Annotated in this window: 10 protein-coding genes and 1 other RNA gene; 4 read left to right on the top strand and 7 right to left on the bottom strand. The window is 61.1% G+C overall.

Annotation, left to right across the window (positions count from 1 at the left end; all coding sequences use genetic code 11):
• Window positions 1-106 precede the first annotated feature (106 nt).
• The 6 genes from ffs to PS14A_RS08380 all read right to left on the bottom strand — a co-directional run bounded on the left by ffs (window position 107) and on the right by PS14A_RS08380 (window position 9,549).
• Window positions 107-203, bottom strand: an RNA gene (gene ffs / locus PS14A_RS08405) — signal recognition particle sRNA small type.
• A 132-nt stretch (window positions 204-335) separates the two neighbouring features.
• On the bottom strand, window positions 336-1,499 hold the full coding sequence (locus PS14A_RS08400; RefSeq protein ID WP_212615735.1) for a putative zinc-binding metallopeptidase: 1,164 nt from the start codon (window positions 1,497-1,499) through the stop codon (window positions 336-338).
• 312 nt (window positions 1,500-1,811) lie between these two features.
• The gene (ligA, locus tag PS14A_RS08395; RefSeq protein ID WP_212615734.1) at window positions 1,812-4,169 is read right to left on the bottom strand and encodes an NAD-dependent DNA ligase LigA; all 2,358 of its coding nucleotides are present in this window, start codon (window positions 4,167-4,169) and stop codon (window positions 1,812-1,814) included.
• Window positions 4,170-4,309: 140 nt separating this feature from the next.
• A complete protein-coding gene (gene zipA / locus PS14A_RS08390; RefSeq protein WP_041479106.1) occupies window positions 4,310-5,173 on the bottom strand; it encodes a cell division protein ZipA in 864 nt (287 codons plus the stop codon).
• A gap of 225 nt (window positions 5,174-5,398) precedes the next feature.
• Window positions 5,399-8,887, bottom strand: coding sequence for a chromosome segregation protein SMC (gene smc / locus PS14A_RS08385; RefSeq protein WP_212615733.1), 3,489 nt, complete (start codon window positions 8,885-8,887; stop codon window positions 5,399-5,401).
• A 2-nt stretch (window positions 8,888-8,889) separates the two neighbouring features.
• Window positions 8,890-9,549 (bottom strand): GntR family transcriptional regulator, encoded by a 660-nt coding sequence (locus PS14A_RS08380; RefSeq protein WP_039763015.1) that lies wholly within the window; start codon window positions 9,547-9,549, stop codon window positions 8,890-8,892.
• Window positions 9,550-9,817: 268 nt separating this feature from the next.
• On the opposite strand from PS14A_RS08380, the gene xdhA reads away from it, so the two are divergent.
• The 4 genes from xdhA (at window position 9,818) to guaD (ending at window position 15,958) form a co-directional block, all read left to right on the top strand.
• Entirely contained in the window at window positions 9,818-11,272 is a 1,455-nt protein-coding gene (gene xdhA, locus PS14A_RS08375) for a xanthine dehydrogenase small subunit (protein ID WP_122602796.1), read from the top strand.
• Window positions 11,265-13,664 (top strand): xanthine dehydrogenase molybdopterin binding subunit, encoded by a 2,400-nt coding sequence (xdhB, locus tag PS14A_RS08370; RefSeq protein ID WP_122692165.1) that lies wholly within the window; start codon window positions 11,265-11,267, stop codon window positions 13,662-13,664. Before xdhA ends, xdhB begins: the two co-directional genes overlap by 8 nt.
• Window positions 13,665-13,782: 118 nt before the next feature.
• Window positions 13,783-14,640 (top strand): xanthine dehydrogenase accessory protein XdhC, encoded by an 858-nt coding sequence (xdhC, locus tag PS14A_RS08365; protein WP_212615732.1) that lies wholly within the window; start codon window positions 13,783-13,785, stop codon window positions 14,638-14,640.
• A 13-nt stretch (window positions 14,641-14,653) separates the two neighbouring features.
• Window positions 14,654-15,958, top strand: coding sequence for a guanine deaminase (gene guaD, locus PS14A_RS08360; RefSeq protein WP_212615731.1), 1,305 nt, complete (start codon window positions 14,654-14,656; stop codon window positions 15,956-15,958).
• 156 nt (window positions 15,959-16,114) lie between these two features.
• Here guaD and PS14A_RS08355 read toward each other — a convergent pair whose 3' ends face one another.
• Window positions 16,115-16,879 carry a GntR family transcriptional regulator gene (locus tag PS14A_RS08355; protein ID WP_007918375.1) on the bottom strand — a complete coding sequence of 255 codons (765 nt, stop codon included), beginning with the start codon at window positions 16,877-16,879 and terminating at the stop codon, window positions 16,115-16,117.
• Window positions 16,880-16,992: the final 113 nt, after the last annotated feature.

Here is a 16,992-nt window from a genome sequence, read left to right as displayed (position 1 = left end):
TGATGGCGGATCAACGCCACTAGCCAAATCGCAGGCATAAAAAAACCGCAGTGGGCAAACCCATGCAGTTCTCTTTGAATTCTCGGTTGGTTCGTTAAGGTGGTGCCCCCACCAGCCACACCCCGGCACACAATGTTCCCGCTGTGGCTGCTTCCTTCCGGATCTGACCAGGTTCACGGGTAATCGTTGCGGGGGGACCGATGGGGTCACCATAACGACGCTTGCCTATCGGCGAGCCGCGCCATTGTACCTGTCTGAGATGAACTTACAACCGTTGGTTGCAGATAAAAAACCTGAACGGCTTCAAGGACATAAACATCACGGCCCTGCGACACCTACAAGGCCAGCACCTCATCCGCCCTGCCCCCGGCCTGCTGGATCACCAGATGAATGAAGTGCAACTTGGCGATCGCCGCCGCCGGCAGTACGAACGGGTAGAAATCCGGCTGGCCCATGCTGCGCGACAGTTCGTTGAGCATGCCGGCCAGTTCGATCCACGCATTGACGAACGACAGGAACGCGCCACCGCCGGGATGCTCGGGGTCGTACAGGGTGCTGGTCGGAAATGGCTGATAGTCGAAGTCCATTTCCCGCGCGCTCATGCCGAAGCCCAGCGCCGTGTCGACCGCGTCCATCATGTGCAGGTAATGCGCCCAGGTTTCCGCCCAGTCTTCCCACGGGTGCATGGTCGCGTAGGCGCTGACGTAGTGCTGCGGCCAGTCCAGCGGCGCGCCTTGCTGGTAATGCCGGTCCAGCGCCTCGGCGTAACTGGCGCGCTCGTCGCCGAACAGATTGCGGAACGCGTCCAGCCAAGGGCCGTTGGCGATGAGGCGATCCCAGTAGTAGTGGCCGACCTCATGGCGAAAATGCCCGAGCAGCGTGCGGTAAGGTTCGTGCATCGCCGCCCTGACCTGCTCACGGTGAGCGTCGTCGGCCTCTTTGATGTCGAGGGTGATCAGTCCATTGGCGTGGCCGGTCATCGGCGCGTTGCCTTCGAGGTCTACGCCAATGAAGTCGAACGCCAGTCCGGTTTCTTCGTCGACGGTTTTCGGGATGACCGGCAAGCCGAGGGTGATCAGTTGCGCGACCAGTCGACGCTTGGCGATTTCGACCTTGCGCCAGCGTTCGGGGTTTTCCGCGACGGACAGGTCGGGAATGGTGCGGTTGAGGCTGCAAGCGATGCACAAGGTGTCGTGATCGTTGGCCGGCAGCAGCCAGTTGCACGCGGCGGGCATGTCGAGGTTGGCGCAGCGGCGGAACAGGCCGGCGTCGGGATCGGCGTCGAGTGTCCAGGTACCCTCTTCCGGCCCCGGTTGCAGCGAGGTCAGGCGACTTTCTTCAGGTTGATAGCCGAGCAAGGCGTTACAGGCCAGGCACTGACTGTTGCGAAAGAACAGCGACTGGCCGCAACGGCACGGCCAGACTTTGCTGTTGCGCGAGGATCCGGCCACGAACGGCGCGATGATGCGGGAACTGAGCTGCTCGAAAAAACGGTGCATGGCGATCTCTCCCTGGGACTGGCCAAGACTAGATCATTCTGAAGACAACATCGTTCCCACCCATAACCGCGCAGCCGGGTGATAGCAGCATTGTGGTGAGGGGATTTATCCCCGCTCGACTGCGCAGCAGTCGCAAAAAACCGTACACGCGATACAGATGAAATGATCGGTCGCAGGGTTTTGGGGTCGCTGCGCAACCCAGCGGGGATAAATCCCCTCGCCACAGGTGTCCATCCGGAGAGGGATAAATCCCCTCGCCACAGGGGTTCATCCGGAGAGGGGTAAATCCCCTCGCCACGGGGGTTCATCCGGTCAGACAGCGACGCCGTGGGTCTTGAGGAAGGCGATAAACGCTTCTTCGTCCATGACCTTCACCCCCAGTTCGTTGGCCTTGGTCAGTTTCGAGCCGGCACCCGGGCCTGCGACCACGCAATGGGTTTTCGCCGACACCGAACCGGCGACCTTGGCACCCAGGCTTTCCAGATGATCCTTGGCCACATCCCGGCTCATCAGTTCGACCTTGCCGGTCAGCACCCAGGTTTCGCCGGACAGCGGCAGACCTTCGACGACTTTTTTCTCGCTCTGCCAATGCATGCCGAAATCGCGCAGCTGCTGCTCGGCCCGCTCGGCCAGTTGCCGATGCTCAGGCGAGGCGAAGAACTCGCGCACCGAGTTGGCCTGCTTCTCCGGCAATGCCTGGCGCATGTCCAGCCAGTCAGCGTTCATCACCGCTTCCAGCGAACCGAAGCGATCGGCGAGTTTCTGCGCACCACCGGGGCCGACGAAGGGAATGTGCAGTTTGTCGAGCAAGCCGCCCAACGTGGTACTGGCGGCGAACTCCGCGCCCAGCTCGCCCTGATCCTGAATCTGCAGACCATGGCCGAGCAGTTCGCTGATGACCTGCTGGTTGTGCGCATCCTCGAAGAAGCTGTGAATCTCGTGCGCCACTTCCAGGCCGACGTCCGGCAGGTAAGTCAGCACATGCGGCAAGGCCTGTTGCACGCGCTCCAGCGAACCCAGCGAACGCGCCAGCACCTTGGCCGTTTCTTCGCCGACATCGGGAATGCCGAGGGCGTAGATGAAACGTGCCAGGCTCGGTTGCTTGCTGTCCTCGATGGCTTTGAGAAGCTTGTTGCTCGATACCTCGGCAAAGCCTTCCAGATCGACGATGTCGTCGAATTTCAGCGCATACAGATCGGCCGGTGAACTGACCAGCCCCTCGTCGACCAGTTGCTCGACACTCTTGTCGCCCAAGCCTTCGATGTCCATGGCCCGGCGCGAGACGAAGTGAATGATCGCCTGCTTCAATTGCGCGCCACAGGCCAGTCGGCCGACGCAGCGATACACCGCACCTTCGCTGAAGGTTTCCTTGCCCTTGCTGCGCTTGACCAGTTGCGTGCGTTCAACGTGGGAGCCGCACACCGGGCAGCTTTCAGGAATGGCCACCGGGCGCGCGTCATCCGGGCGACGCTCGGTGACTACCTGCACCACTTGCGGAATCACATCACCGGCGCGGCGGATGATCACCGTGTCGCCGATCATCAGGCCCAGACGCGCGACTTCGTCCATGTTGTGCAATGTGGCGTTGGCCACGGTGACGCCGGCGACCTTCACCGGTTTCAGACGCGCCACCGGCGTCACCGCACCGGTGCGGCCGACCTGGAATTCCACGTCGAGCAGCTCGGTAAGTTCTTCCATCGCCGGGAATTTGTGTGCGATCGCCCAGCGCGGCTCGCGGGCACGGAAGCCCAGTTCACGCTGGTCGGCAATGCTGTTGACCTTGAACACCACGCCATCGATTTCATAGGCCAGCGAGTTACGACGTTCGCCGATGTCGCGGTAGTACTCCAGGCACTCATCGATGCCCTTGGCCAGCTTCAGTTCGTGACTGATCGGCATGCCCCACTTCTGCAACTGCTTGAGGTTGCCGATGTGGGTGTCGGCAATATCGTGGGACACCTGACCGATGCCATAGCAGCAGAATTCCAGCGGACGATTGGCGGTGATCTTCGAATCGAGCTGGCGCAGGCTGCCTGCTGCTGCGTTGCGCGGGTTGGCGAAGGTCTTGCCGCCGATTTCCAGTTGCGAAGCATTGAGGCGCTCGAAACCGGCCTTGGACATGAACACTTCACCGCGCACTTCCAGCGTCGCCGGCCAGCCTTCGCCGTGCAGCTTCAGCGGAATATTGCGCACGGTACGCACGTTGACGCTGATGTCCTCGCCGGTGGTGCCATCGCCACGGGTGGCGCCGCGCACCAGCAGACCGTCCTGATACAGCAGGCTGACCGCCAGGCCATCGAGCTTCGGCTCGCAGCTGTATTCCACCGCCGCGCCGCCACCGAACAGATCGCCGGCCGGCACGTCGAGGCCTTCGTTGACGCGGCGATCAAACTCGCGCATGTCGGATTCTTCGAAGGCGTTGCCGAGGCTGAGCATCGGGATTTCGTGACGCACCTGAGTGAATGCGGTCAACGCCATGCTGCCGACGCGCTGGGTCGGCGAATCGCTGGTGATCAGTTCCGGGTTGGCCGCTTCCAGCGCCTTGAGCTCGTGGAACAAGCGGTCGTACTCGGCATCGGGAATGCTCGGCTCGTCGAGAACGTGATAGCGATAGTTGTGCTGATCCAGCTCAGCGCGCAGCTCTAGAATGCGGGTTTTGGCGGCGGTCATGGGTGTTCTCTCATAAAGCAAAAGAGCAGCCGAGGCTGCTCCAGTTTTATTCCATTATCGGCGGTGGGGCCAAAAGATCGCAGCCTCGTTGCACTCGTCAGCTCCTACAGGCCGAAGGTTGCGATCTTTTGATTCAAGCCTTAGCGCTTCTGGGTCAGGGCGCGGCGTTCGAATTCGACGATGCGCTGACGGTAATGCTCGATGGTCTGCGCGGTCAGAACACTGCGTTGGTCATCTTTCAATTCACCGTTCAGTTCCTGGGACAGCTTACGGGCTGCCGCGACCATCACGTCGAAAGCCTGCTTCGGATGACGCGGGCCAGGCAGACCGAGGAAGAAACTCACCGCCGGGGTGCTGAAATGGTCGATGTCGTCCAGATCAAAGATGCCCGGCTTGACCGCATTGGCCATGGAGAACAGTACTTCGCCGTTGCCGGCCATGCTTTCGTGGCGGTGGAAAATATCCATCTCGCCGAAACGCAGGCCGCTTTCGAGAATGTTCTGCAGCAGCGCAGGGCCTTTGAAGCCGGCCGGGTCGCGGCAGATCACGCTGATCACCAGGACTTCTTCGGCTTGCGGCTGATCTTTTTCCGCCACGGCAGGTGCAGGCTTGCTGTCTTCGGCGAAATCGTCATCGCGGCTGCTGAAGCTCGGGCCGCCATCCAGATCGAGGTCGAGGTTCAAGTCGCCCTGCGCCGGGCCGTTGCTGCCGCGCTTGCCGCGTTTCGAGCCGGATTCACGCGGTTCGCGGGCTTCGCGGTTGGGCATGCTCACCGACGGCAGATCGTGCTCGTCCAGTTGCGGCTCTTTGTGCGTGTCCAGGACGCGGGCCGGGCCCAACAGCTCGGCGCTGGTGTCCTCGTCCGGCAGATTGGACAGGCTCCGGTCGAGACGGAATTTCAGCTTCCCCTTGCCGCCGCGCATACGGCGCCAGCCATCGAAAAGAATACCGGCTATCACAATGATGCCGATGACGATCAGCCACTCGCGCAGACCGATTTCCATGTAATCCCGTGCCTCTATAAAAAATGCTGAAAAATAAGGGGTTTACACTGCGTAAACCGCTTTAAAACGTGGCGCCAACTCTATGTTCTGACAGGCGTTTTGCCCACGTATACGAAAAATTGACATTAAACTAGCACGATCAAAGGCTTCGCAGCTACAAGCTTTAAGCTCCAAGCCACAAGCCGTCCACTTGCAGCTTGGAGCTTGTAACCTGCAGCTGCGCCGCTAGGCGTCCACCATCGCCATCGCCTCCTCGACATCCACCGCCACCAGTCGCGAACAGCCCGGTTCATGCATCGTCACACCCATCAACTGCTCGGCCATTTCCATGGCGATCTTGTTGTGGGTGATGTAGATGAACTGCACGGTCTGCGACATCTCTTTGACCAGGCGTGCGTAGCGTCCAACGTTAGCGTCATCCAGTGGCGCGTCAACCTCATCGAGCATGCAGAACGGCGCCGGGTTCAACTTGAAGATGGCAAAAACCAGGGCCAATGCAGTCAGGGCCTTTTCGCCGCCGGAGAGCAAATGGATGGTGCTGTTCTTCTTCCCGGGCGGCTGCGCCATGATCGTCACCCCTGTATCGAGTAGATCTTCGCCCGTCAGTTCCAAATACGCGCGCCCGCCACCGAAAACTTTCGGGAAAAGTGCCTGCAAACCACCGTTGATCTGATCAAAGGTATCTTTGAAACGGTTGCGGGTTTCCTTATCGATCTTGCGGATGACGTTTTCCAGGGTCTCCAGGGCTTCGACCAGATCGGCGTCCTGCGCATCCAGATAACGTTTACGCTCCGATTGTTGCGTGTATTCATCGATGGCCGCGAGGTTGATCGCACCCAGGCGCTGAATCCGCGCGTTGATGCGTTCGAGTTCTTCTTCGGCTTCGCGTTCACTGGCTTGTGCGGTCAATGTGGCGAGCACGCCGTTGAGATCGTAGCCATCTTCGAGCAATTGATCCTGCAAAGCCTTGCGCCGTACGGTCAGCGCCTGCCATTCCATGCGTTGTTGTTCGAGCTGGCCGCGAATCAACTGCGATTGCTGCTCGGCCTGGGTGCGGCGTTTTTCCGCGTCGCGCAATTCACGATCGGCGTCTTCCAGGGCAATCTGCGCGGTCTTGAGCTCTTCATCGACGGTCATGCGCTTGTCGAGCAACTCTTCGAGTTTCAGACGCAGCTCTTCCAGCGGCGCCTCACCCTCCTCCAGATTCAGACTCAACTGTTCGCGCTTTTCAGTCAGGCGCTCGGCCTGCATCTCCAGACGCTCCAGCGCCTGACGCGTGGAGTCATGCTGGGCGCGCAACGAGCCGAGACGCACGGCCAGTTGATGGGCGTGATCCTTGTGCTGCCGCGCTTCCTGACGCACGCGATCAAGGCGTTCGCGCAGGCTGTCGCGCTGGGCCAGCAGCAACTCGCGCTGCTCGGTGTCGAGCGCCATGGAATCCAACGCTTCCTGCAAATTCATGCGCGCTTCGCCGACCTGCTCGTGCTCAAGCTCGCGCTGTTCGGCGAGTTCGACCAGTTCTTCATCGAGACGGGTGCGGCGCAATGTCAGTTGCTCGGCCTTGGCTTTGCCGGCGGACAACTGCGCTTTCAGTTCGCCTTGCTGGCGCGCTTCGTCCTGCAGCAAGCGGCGCAGATGTTCGCGGCCGTTTTCCTGCTGGCGCTGTTGCGCGCGCAAGGTTTGCAGACGGGTTTCCATGGCTTCGACCGTGGCTTCGCGCTCTTCGCGCTCCAGTTGCAGGTCTTCGATTTCCTGGCCACGGGCGAGCATGCCGCTTTCCGCTTCGCTGGCGCGACGTACGCGTAAAAAGTGTCGACCGACCCAATAGCCGTCGCGGCTGATGAGGCTTTGCCCGGCGCTCAACTGGCCGCGCAAGGCCAGCGCCTGTTCAAGGCTGTCGACCGGCTTGACCTGACCAAGCCACGGCGACAGATCGATCTGCGCCTCGACTTTGTCCAGCAGACTGCCCGCCACCCGCACGCCGTCGCTGGCCGGGCTGAGCAGGCGCAGATCGCCCTGGGTGAATCCGGACAGATCGAAGCCGCTGAAATCGTCGACCAGCACCGCTTGCAGATCGGCACCAAGCACGGTTTCCACCGCCAGCTCCCAACCCGCCTCGACCTTCAGGCCTTCGGCCAGACGCGGGCGCTCGGCGAGGTTGTGTTCCTTCAACCATTCGGCGGTGCCGGTGCCCGGATCCAGCGCGGCTTGCTGCAAGGCTTCCAGCGACGCCAAACGACCGTTGAGCCGCTGCAGATCGCCCTGCGCCTGCTGCTGTGCGGTCAACGCTTGCTGTAATTCCTGACGCAGTTGTTCGAGCTTTTCGACCTGCGCGTCTTCGCTGGTCTGCAAATCTTCCAGGGTCGCTTCGGACTCGGCGAGCTGCTCGTTGAGCGCCATGATCGCCGCGTCTTCCGGGTCGGCGGACAGCAACGCGCGCTCTTCAGCGAGGCGCTTCTGTCGGTCAGCCAGACGCTCCATGCTGCTTTCCAGCTGCTGGATCCGCGACTGCTGGACTTCAGCCTGACGGCGCGGTTCGGCAGCGGTCAGGTTGAAAGCATCCCACTGCTCCTGCCAGCCGTGCATGGTGGTTTCGGCTTCTTCGAGGGCCGCAGCGGCTTCCTCGGCGGCGGCGCTGGTGACTTCCTGTTCTGGCGTGAGCATGTCCAGCTCTTCGCCGAGGGTCAGCAACAGCGTGCGGTCGTGGCCAAGGTGCGATTCGGTTTCCAGACGCGCGCGTTCGGCTTCTTTCAGATCGTCCTGCAACTGGCGCAACCGCTGCTGGCCATGCTGAATGCTCTGCTCGACCCGGGCGATATCGCCGCCGACCGAATAGAAGCGGCCCTGCACCAGATTGAAGCGCTCGGACAGGTCGTGGTGACCGTCGCGCAGGCGTTCGATGGCCGCATCAGCGTTACGCTGTTCAGCGACCAGCGCTTCGAAGCTGACTTCCTGGTTGCCGATGATCGACTCGCGCTGACCGACCTGCTCGTTAAGATCCTGCCAGCGCAGGGCCGACAGTTGCGCCTTGAGCTGACGCTCTTCGGCCTTGAGTTCCTGATACTTTTTCGCCGCCTCGGCCTGACGGTGCAGACGTTCGAGCTGGCGCTCCAGCTCCTCGCGCAGGTCGGTGAGGCGGGCGAGGTTCTCGTGAGTGCGGCGGATGCGGTTTTCAGTCTCACGGCGACGCTCCTTGTACTTGGAGATGCCCGCCGCTTCTTCGATGAAATTGCGCAGGTCTTCGGGCTTGGATTCGATCAGCTTGGAGATCATCCCCTGTTCGATGATCGAGTAGCTGCGCGGGCCGAGGCCGGTGCCGAGGAAGATATCGGTGATGTCGCGCCGACGGCATTTGGTGCCGTTGAGGTAATAAGTGGTCTGGCTGTCGCGGGTAACTTTGCGGCGGATGGAAATCTCCGCATAGGCGGCGTATTCGCCGAGCAGCGTGCCATCGGAGTTGTCGAACACCAGTTCGATGCTCGCCTGGCTCACCGGTTTGCGGCTGGTCGAACCGTTGAAGATGACGTCGGTCATCGACTCGCCACGGAGGTTCTTCGCCGAACTTTCGCCCATCACCCAGCGCACGGCGTCGATGATGTTCGACTTGCCGCAACCGTTCGGCCCGACGACCGCCGCCATGTTACTGGGGAAGTTCACCGTGGTCGGGTCGACGAAGGATTTGAACCCCGCCAGTTTGATGCACTTCAGCCGCACGCTCAGGCAACCGTCAGCGCAGACACCACCAGATCGCAGCTGCGCTGGGCATACGCCGTGAGCACGATGCGGATCTGCGGCAAATCACGGGCGAGTACGGCGGCGAGCAAGCGTTCGAACAGTTCGAGGAACTCGCTCATTTCCGCCTTGCGCTGTTCGAGGGCGAGGAAATACGCGCGGCTCATCGCCGGCTGGAGGTTCTCGACGGTTTCTTGCAGGTACGGATTGTTGGCAAACGGATAGGCGGCGCGCATCACCGCGAAGCTGTCATCGACGAAGCTGCGGATATCGCCGCGTTCGTAATTGGCGGTCAGGCGCTGCTGGATCTGTACGAACGGCGCCATGTCCGACTGCACTTGCCAGCCATTGGCCACGGAATTGCCGAGCAGGATGTACAGCTCGCTCATCAGCGTGCAAAGGCTCTGCACCTTGTGCGGCGTCAGCTCGGTAACGTGGGCGCCACGACGCGGCAGGATCGCGATCAGGTGACGGCGCTCGAGGATCAGCAAGGCTTCGCGGACCGAACCGCGGCTGACGTTGAGCGCCAGCGTGACCTTCTGTTCCTGGATGCGCTCTCCCGGCTTCATTTCGCCACGAATGATGCGTTCGGCGAGGTGGTGAGCGATTTGCTCGGCGAGGCTGTCCGGCGCCTTGAACGTCATGGTTGTCCTTCAAACTCTATCGATCTGCACAAGCGGCGCAGTGTAGCGCAAATGCACGGTCATGGCGGAGTGCCCACTCAGCGGTTTTTGGCACGAATCCCGCAAAAAAGCGCAGTGACCGATGAAGGTCAATACTGAATAGACACGCTGTTGATCGACGAAACGGTTTTTCCTGACCCTTAAGTCAGAAAACCATTGACCGAAAAGTCAGACCTGCTAAATTCGGTTCACGTCGGTTAACAACAATAATGAGTCTGCGAGGCCTTCCGTGATCCAGTTTTTACTTAACCAGGAACTCCGTAGCGAGCACGCCCTGGACCCGAATCTGACTGTGCTCAATTACCTGCGTGAACACGTAGGCAAGCCCGGCACCAAAGAAGGTTGCGCCAGCGGTGACTGTGGCGCCTGCACCGTGGTGGTTGGCGAGTTGCAGACCGATGATACGGGGCGTGAACATATTCGCTATCGCAGCCTCAATTCGTGCCTTACTTTCGTCTCGTCCTTGCACGGCAAACAACTGATCAGCGTCGAAGACCTCAAGCACAAGGGCGAACTGCACAGCGTGCAGAAAGCCATGGTCGAGTGCCACGGTTCGCAGTGCGGCTTCTGCACCCCCGGTTTCGTGATGTCGTTGTTCGCCCTGCAAAAGAACAGCGATGCGCCGGATCAGGCCAAGGCTCACGAAGCGCTGGCCGGCAACCTCTGCCGCTGCACCGGCTACCGCCCTATTCTGGCCGCTGCCGAACAATCCTGCTGCGCCAAGCCAGCGGATCAGTTCGACGCTCGCGAAGCCGAAACCATTGCCCGCCTCAAGGCCATCGCGCCGACCGATATCGGCGAACTCAACAGCGGCGACAAGCGCTGCCTGGTGCCGCTGACCGTCGCTGACCTGGCCGATCTCTACGACGCTTATCCACAAGCGCGGCTGCTCGCCGGCGGCACCGATCTGGCGCTGGAAGTCACCCAGTTCCACCGCACTCTGCCGGTGATGATCTATGTCGGTAACGTCGCCGAAATGAAGCGCATCGAAACCTTCGATGACCGCATCGAAATCGGCGCCGCCACCGCCCTCTCCGACTGCTACGAGGCCTTGAATGCCGAGTACCCGGACTTCGGCGAACTGCTGCACCGCTTCGCTTCGCTGCAAATCCGCAATCAAGGCACCCTCGGCGGCAACATCGGCAACGCCTCGCCGATCGGTGACTCGCCACCGCTGCTGATCGCCCTCGGCGCGCAGATCGTGCTGTGCAAAGGCGAAACCCGCCGCACCTTGAACCTGGAAGATTACTTCATCGACTATCGCGTCACCGCGCGTCAGGAAAGCGAATTCATCGAGAAAATTATCGTTCCGCGTGCCAGCGCCGAGCAGTTGTTCCGCGCCTATAAAGTGTCGAAGCGCCTGGATGATGACATCTCCGCCGTCTGCGCTGCGTTCAATCTGCGCGTGGAAAATGGCGTGATCAGCGACGCGCGCGTGGCCTTCGGCGGCATGGCGGCGATTCCGAAACGCGCTGCGCACTGCGAAGCCGTGCTGCAAGGCGCGCCGTTCAACAATGCCGTGATCGAACGCGCCTGCGCCGCGCTGGCCGAAGATTTCACACCGCTCTCGGACTTCCGCGCCAGCAAGGAATATCGCCTGCTCAGCGCGCAGAACCTGCTGCGCAAATACTTCATCGAACTGCAAACACCGCACATCGAGACTCGGGTGACCGCTTATGTCTAATCATCACGCCGTAGAGAAGACCCAGGCTGAATTGGCCGAATTGTTCGCCAAGGATCTGACCACCGGTGTCGGTCGCAGCGTCAAGCACGACAGCGCCGCCAAGCATGTGTCCGGTGAAGCGCAGTACATCGACGATCGCCTGGAATTCCCCAACCAGTTGCATCTGTATGCGCGCCTGTCGGACCGCGCCCACGCGAAAATCCTCAGCATCGACACGTCGCCGTGCTACGCCTTCGAAGGCGTGCGCATCGTCATCACCCACGAAGACGTGCCGGGCCTGAAAGACATCGGCCCGCTGATGCCGGGCGATCCGCTGTTGGCCATCGATGATGTGCAGTTTGTCGGCCAGCCAGTGCTGGCGGTCGCGGCGAAAGACCTGGAAACCGCGCGCAAAGCTGCGATGGCGGCGATCATCGAATACGAAGATCTCGAGCCGGTGCTCGACGTCGTCGAAGCCCTGCGCAAACGCCATTTCGTGCTCGACAGCCACACCCATCAGCGCGGCGATTCGGCTTCGGCGCTGGCCACGGCTGAACACCGCATTCAGGGCACGCTGCACATCGGCGGCCAGGAGCACTTCTATCTGGAGACGCAAATCTCCTCGGTGATGCCCACCGAAGATGGCGGGATGATCGTCTACTGCTCGACGCAGAACCCGACCGAAGTGCAGAAACTGGTCGCCGAAGTGCTCGACGTGTCGATGAACAAGATCGTTGTCGACATGCGCCGCATGGGCGGTGGTTTCGGTGGCAAGGAAACCCAGGCCGCGAGCCCGGCGTGCCTGTGCGCGGTGGTCGCGCACCTCACCGGCCAACCGACCAAGATGCGCCTGCCGCGCGTCGAAGACATGCTGATGACCGGCAAGCGCCACCCGTTCTACGTTGAATACGACGTCGGCTTCGACAGCAGCGGCCGTCTGCACGGGATCAACATGGAGCTGGCCGGCAACTGCGGCTGCTCGCCGGACCTGTCCGCCTCGATCGTTGACCGGGCGATGTTCCACTCGGACAACTCCTACTATCTCGGCGATGCCACCATCAACGGTCACCGTTGCAAGACCAACACCGCCTCGAACACCGCTTATCGTGGTTTCGGCGGCCCGCAAGGCATGGTCGCCATCGAGGAAGTGATGGACGCGATTGCCCGGCACCTGAAGCTCGACCCGCTGGCGGTGCGCAAGGCCAACTACTACGGCAAGACCGAGCGCAACGTCACCCACTACTACCAGACCGTCGAGCACAACATGCTCGAAGAGATGACCGCCGAACTGGAAGAAAGCAGCCAGTACGCCGAGCGCCGCGAAGCGATCCGTCGCTACAACGCCAACAGCCCGATCCTGAAAAAAGGCCTGGCGCTGACTCCGGTGAAATTCGGTATTTCCTTCACCGCGAGCTTCTTGAACCAGGCCGGTGCGCTGATTCACATCTACACCGACGGCAGCATCCACTTGAACCACGGCGGTACGGAAATGGGCCAGGGCCTGAATACCAAAGTCGCCCAGGTCGTGGCGGAAGTGTTCCAGGTGGAAATCGACCGTGTGCAGATCACCGCGACCAACACCGACAAAGTACCGAACACCTCTCCGACCGCTGCTTCCAGCGGCGCCGACCTGAACGGCAAAGCCGCGCAGAACGCAGCACAGACCATCAAGCAACGCCTGGTCGAATTCGCCGCGCGGCACTACAAAGTCAGCGAAGAAGACGTCGAATTCCGCAACGGCCACGTGCGGGTGCGCGAGCAGATCCTGACCTTCGAAGCGCTGATCCAACAGGCGTATTTCAATCAGGTCTCGCTGTCGAGCACTGGCTTCTACAAGACCCCGAAAATCTATTACGACCGCAGTCAGGCCCGTGGGCGTCCGTTCTATTACTTCGCTTTCGGCGCAGCCTGCTGCGAAGTGATAGTCGACACCCTGACCGGCGAGTACAAGATGCTGCGCACCGACATCCTGCACGACGTCGGCGCCTCGCTGAACCCGTCGATCGACATCGGTCAGGTCGAGGGCGGTTTCGTCCAGGGCATGGGCTGGCTGACCATGGAAGAGCTGGTCTGGAACAACAAGGGCAAGCTGATGACCAACGGCCCGGCCAGTTACAAGATCCCGGCGGTGGCCGACATGCCGCTGGATCTGCGGGTGAAACTGGTGGAAAACCGCAAGAACCCGGAAGACACGGTGTTCCATTCCAAAGCTGTCGGTGAACCGCCGTTCATGCTCGGCATCGCCGCGTGGTGCGCGATCAAGGACGCGGTGGCGAGTCTCGGTGATTATCAGCATCAGCCGAAGATCGATGCGCCGGCCACGCCGGAGCGGGTGTTGTGGGGCTGTGAGCAGATGCGCCAGCTCAAAGCGGTGAAGGCTGTCGAAGCTGAAACCGAGCTGGCTCCGCTCTAGGACCGAGGCGCGGCCATTCGCGAGCAGGCTCGCTCCCACATTTGGAATGCATTGCCAATGTGGGAGCGAGCCTGCTCGCGAAGAGGCCGGCACAGACAACGAAGATGTCGAGGTGAACATGTACAACTGGATCGACGCCCTCGCCGACCTGCAGAACCAGGGCGAACCCTGTGTGCTGGTGACGATCATCGAAGAACTTGGCTCGACGCCACGCAATGCCGGCTCGAAAATGGTCGTCAGCGCCGACCGGATGTTCGACACCATCGGTGGCGGGCATCTGGAATTCAAAGCCATGCAGATCGCCCGCGAGATGCTCGCCAGCGGCAAGCAGGACACCCTTCTGGAGCGCTTCAGCCTCGGCGCCAGCCTCGGCCAGTGTTGCGGAGGCGCCACGGTGTTGCTGTTCGAACCGATGGGCCAGGTCCAGGCGCAGATTGCCGTGTTCGGTGCCGGCCATGTCGGTCGCGCGCTCGTGCCGCTGCTGGCCAGCCTGCCCTGCCGGGTGCGCTGGATCGATTCGCGCCAGGCCGAGTTCCCTGAACACATCCCCCACGGCGTGCGTAAAATCGTCAGCGAAGAGCCGGTCGATGAAATCGATGACCTGCCCGCCGGCAGCTACTGCATCGTCATGACCCACAACCATCAGCTCGATCTGGAGCTGACCGCGGCGATTCTCAAGCGTAACGATTTCACCTGGTTCGGCCTGATCGGCTCGAAAACCAAACGCGCCAAATTCGAACACCGCCTGCGCGATCGTGGTTTCGACCCGAGCGTGGTGCAGCGCATGCGCTGCCCGATGGGCATCGGCGAAGTCAAAGGCAAACTGCCTGTGGAAATCGCCATCTCCATCGCCGGCGAAATCATCGCCACTTACAACGCCAATTTCGGCCAGCACAGCGCCCGCGCCGAACCGATTGCCCGATTGCTGCCCGCCTCGCGCCGCAGTCAGGCCGCCAAACTCAAAGCCTCAAACTGATTAGAGAACCCTCATGCCTCTGACTCGCAAAGCCTACCGCGCCGCCATTCTGCACAGCATTGCCGACCCTGCCGAAGTCGGCATCGAAGCCTCCTATGAATATTTCGAGGACGGCCTGCTGGTGATCGACGATGGCAAGATCAGCGCCCTCGGCCACGCCAGCGAACTGCTGCCAACCCTGCCGGCGGATATCGAGATCAACCATTATCAGGACGCGCTGATCACCCCGGGCTTTATCGACACACACATTCACCTGCCGCAGACCGGCATGGTCGGCGCCTACGGCGAGCAATTGCTCGACTGGCTGAACACCTACACCTTTCCCTGCGAAAGCCAGTTTGGCGACAAGGCCCACGCCGACGAAGTGGCCGATATTTTCATCAAGGAACTGCTGCGCAACGGCACCACCACGGCGCTGGTGTTCGGCAGCGTGCATCCGCAATCGGTGAATTCGTTTTTCGAGGCCGCCGAGAAGCTTGATCTGCGCATGATCGCCGGCAAGGTGATGATGGACCGCAATGCCCCGGATTATCTGGTCGATACCGCCGAATCCAGCTACGTCGACAGCAAGGCGCTGATCGAGCGCTGGCACGGCAAGGGTCGCTTGCACTACGCGGTGACGCCGCGCTTCGCCCCCACCAGCACACCGGAACAACTGACGCTGGCCGGGCAATTGCTGACGGAATATCCGGATCTGTACATGCAGACCCACATCAGCGAGAACCTCAAGGAGATAGAGTGGGTCAAGGAGCTGTTCCCGGAGCGCAAGGGCTACCTCGACGTCTACGATCATTACCAATTGCTCGGCGAACGCTCGGTATTCGCCCACGGCGTGCATTTGTGCGACGAAGAATGCGCGCGACTGGCGGAAACCGGCTCGGCGATCTCGTTCTGCCCGACCTCGAACCTCTTCCTCGGCAGCGGCCTGTTCAACCTGCCGATGGCGGAAAAGCACAAGCTCAATGTCGGCCTTGGCACCGACGTCGGCGGCGGTACCAGTTTCTCCCTGCTGCAAACCCTCAACGAAGCCTACAAGGTGATGCAATTGCAGGGTGCGCGGTTGAGCCCGTTCAAGTCGCTGTATCTGGCGACGCTGGGTGGTGCGCGGGCGCTGCGCCTGGAAGACAAGATCGGTAACCTGCAACCGGGTTCGGATGCCGACTTCCTGGTGCTGGATTACAACGCCACGCCGCTGCTGAGCTACCGCTTGAAGCAGTCCAATAACATTGCCGAGACGTTGTTTGTACTGATGACGCTGGGGGATGACCGGACGGTGGCGCAGACGTATGCGGCGGGGGCGCTGGTGCATCAGCGCTGAGTTTTTCCAGAGCATAAAAAATCCCCCGGCGGTGTTTACCCCGGGGGATTTTTGTTGCCGGTCAGGTTGTCTTCGCGAGCAGGCTCGCTCCCACCTTTGAAATGCATTCCCCTGTGGGAGCGAGCCTGCTCGCGAAAGCCGCGACTCGGTCTCAGCTTAGAGCTTGGCCGCTGGGCGCCCCGGCTTCTTGGTCTGCAACAAATGCGAGAACACCGCATGCAGATCATCCGACGCGCCTTCCTCGTCGAGGTTGAGCTTGCTGTCGATGTGATCCATGTGATGCATCATCAGGTTCACCGCCAGTTCGCCGTCGCGCTTTTCGATGGCGTCGATCAACTGGGTGTGTTCGTCGTAAGAGCAATGCGAGCGGTTGCCGCTTTCGTACTGGGCGATGATCAGCGAAGTCTGCGACACCAGGCTACGCTGGAAGCTGATCAACGGTGCGTTCATTGCCGCTTCCGCCAGCTTCAGGTGGAATTCACCCGACAGACGAATACCGGCACCACGATCGCCACGGGAGAAACTGTCGCGCTCGTCGTTGACCATCTGCCGCAGTTCGGCGATCTGCTCGGCAGTGGCATGTTGCACCGCCAGTTCAGTGATCGCCCGCTCGACCAGACGCCGGGCGAGAAACACCTGACGCGCCTCTTCAACGCTCGGGCTGGCGACCACGGCACCACGATTGGGCCGCAACAGCACCACGCCTTCATGGGCCAGACGCGACAGCGCGCGGCGAATGATGGTGCGGCTGACCCCGAAGATTTCCCCCAGCGCTTCTTCGCTCAACTTGGTGCCGGGCGCCAGACGCTGTTCGAGGATGGCCTCGAAGATATGCGCGTAGACAATATCGTCCTGGGTTCCGCTGCGGCCGGCTTTGCCTGCTCGCGGTTGTTTCTTGAGGGGTTGCAACTGTTCGTTCATGGGCACTCGAGTCGGGAAAACTGCGGCGAATAGACCGTGACTGTAATACGGCACAGTAGGTCGCTGGCAAGTATCGCGTAAAAAACAGCGCGATTGTACACAATGAATGGTGG

The sequence above is a fragment of the Pseudomonas sp. 14A genome (assembly GCF_018132745.1).
Taxonomy (GTDB): domain Bacteria; phylum Pseudomonadota; class Gammaproteobacteria; order Pseudomonadales; family Pseudomonadaceae; genus Aquipseudomonas; species Aquipseudomonas mercuritolerans.
This window is presented reverse-complemented; position numbering and strand designations above follow the sequence as displayed.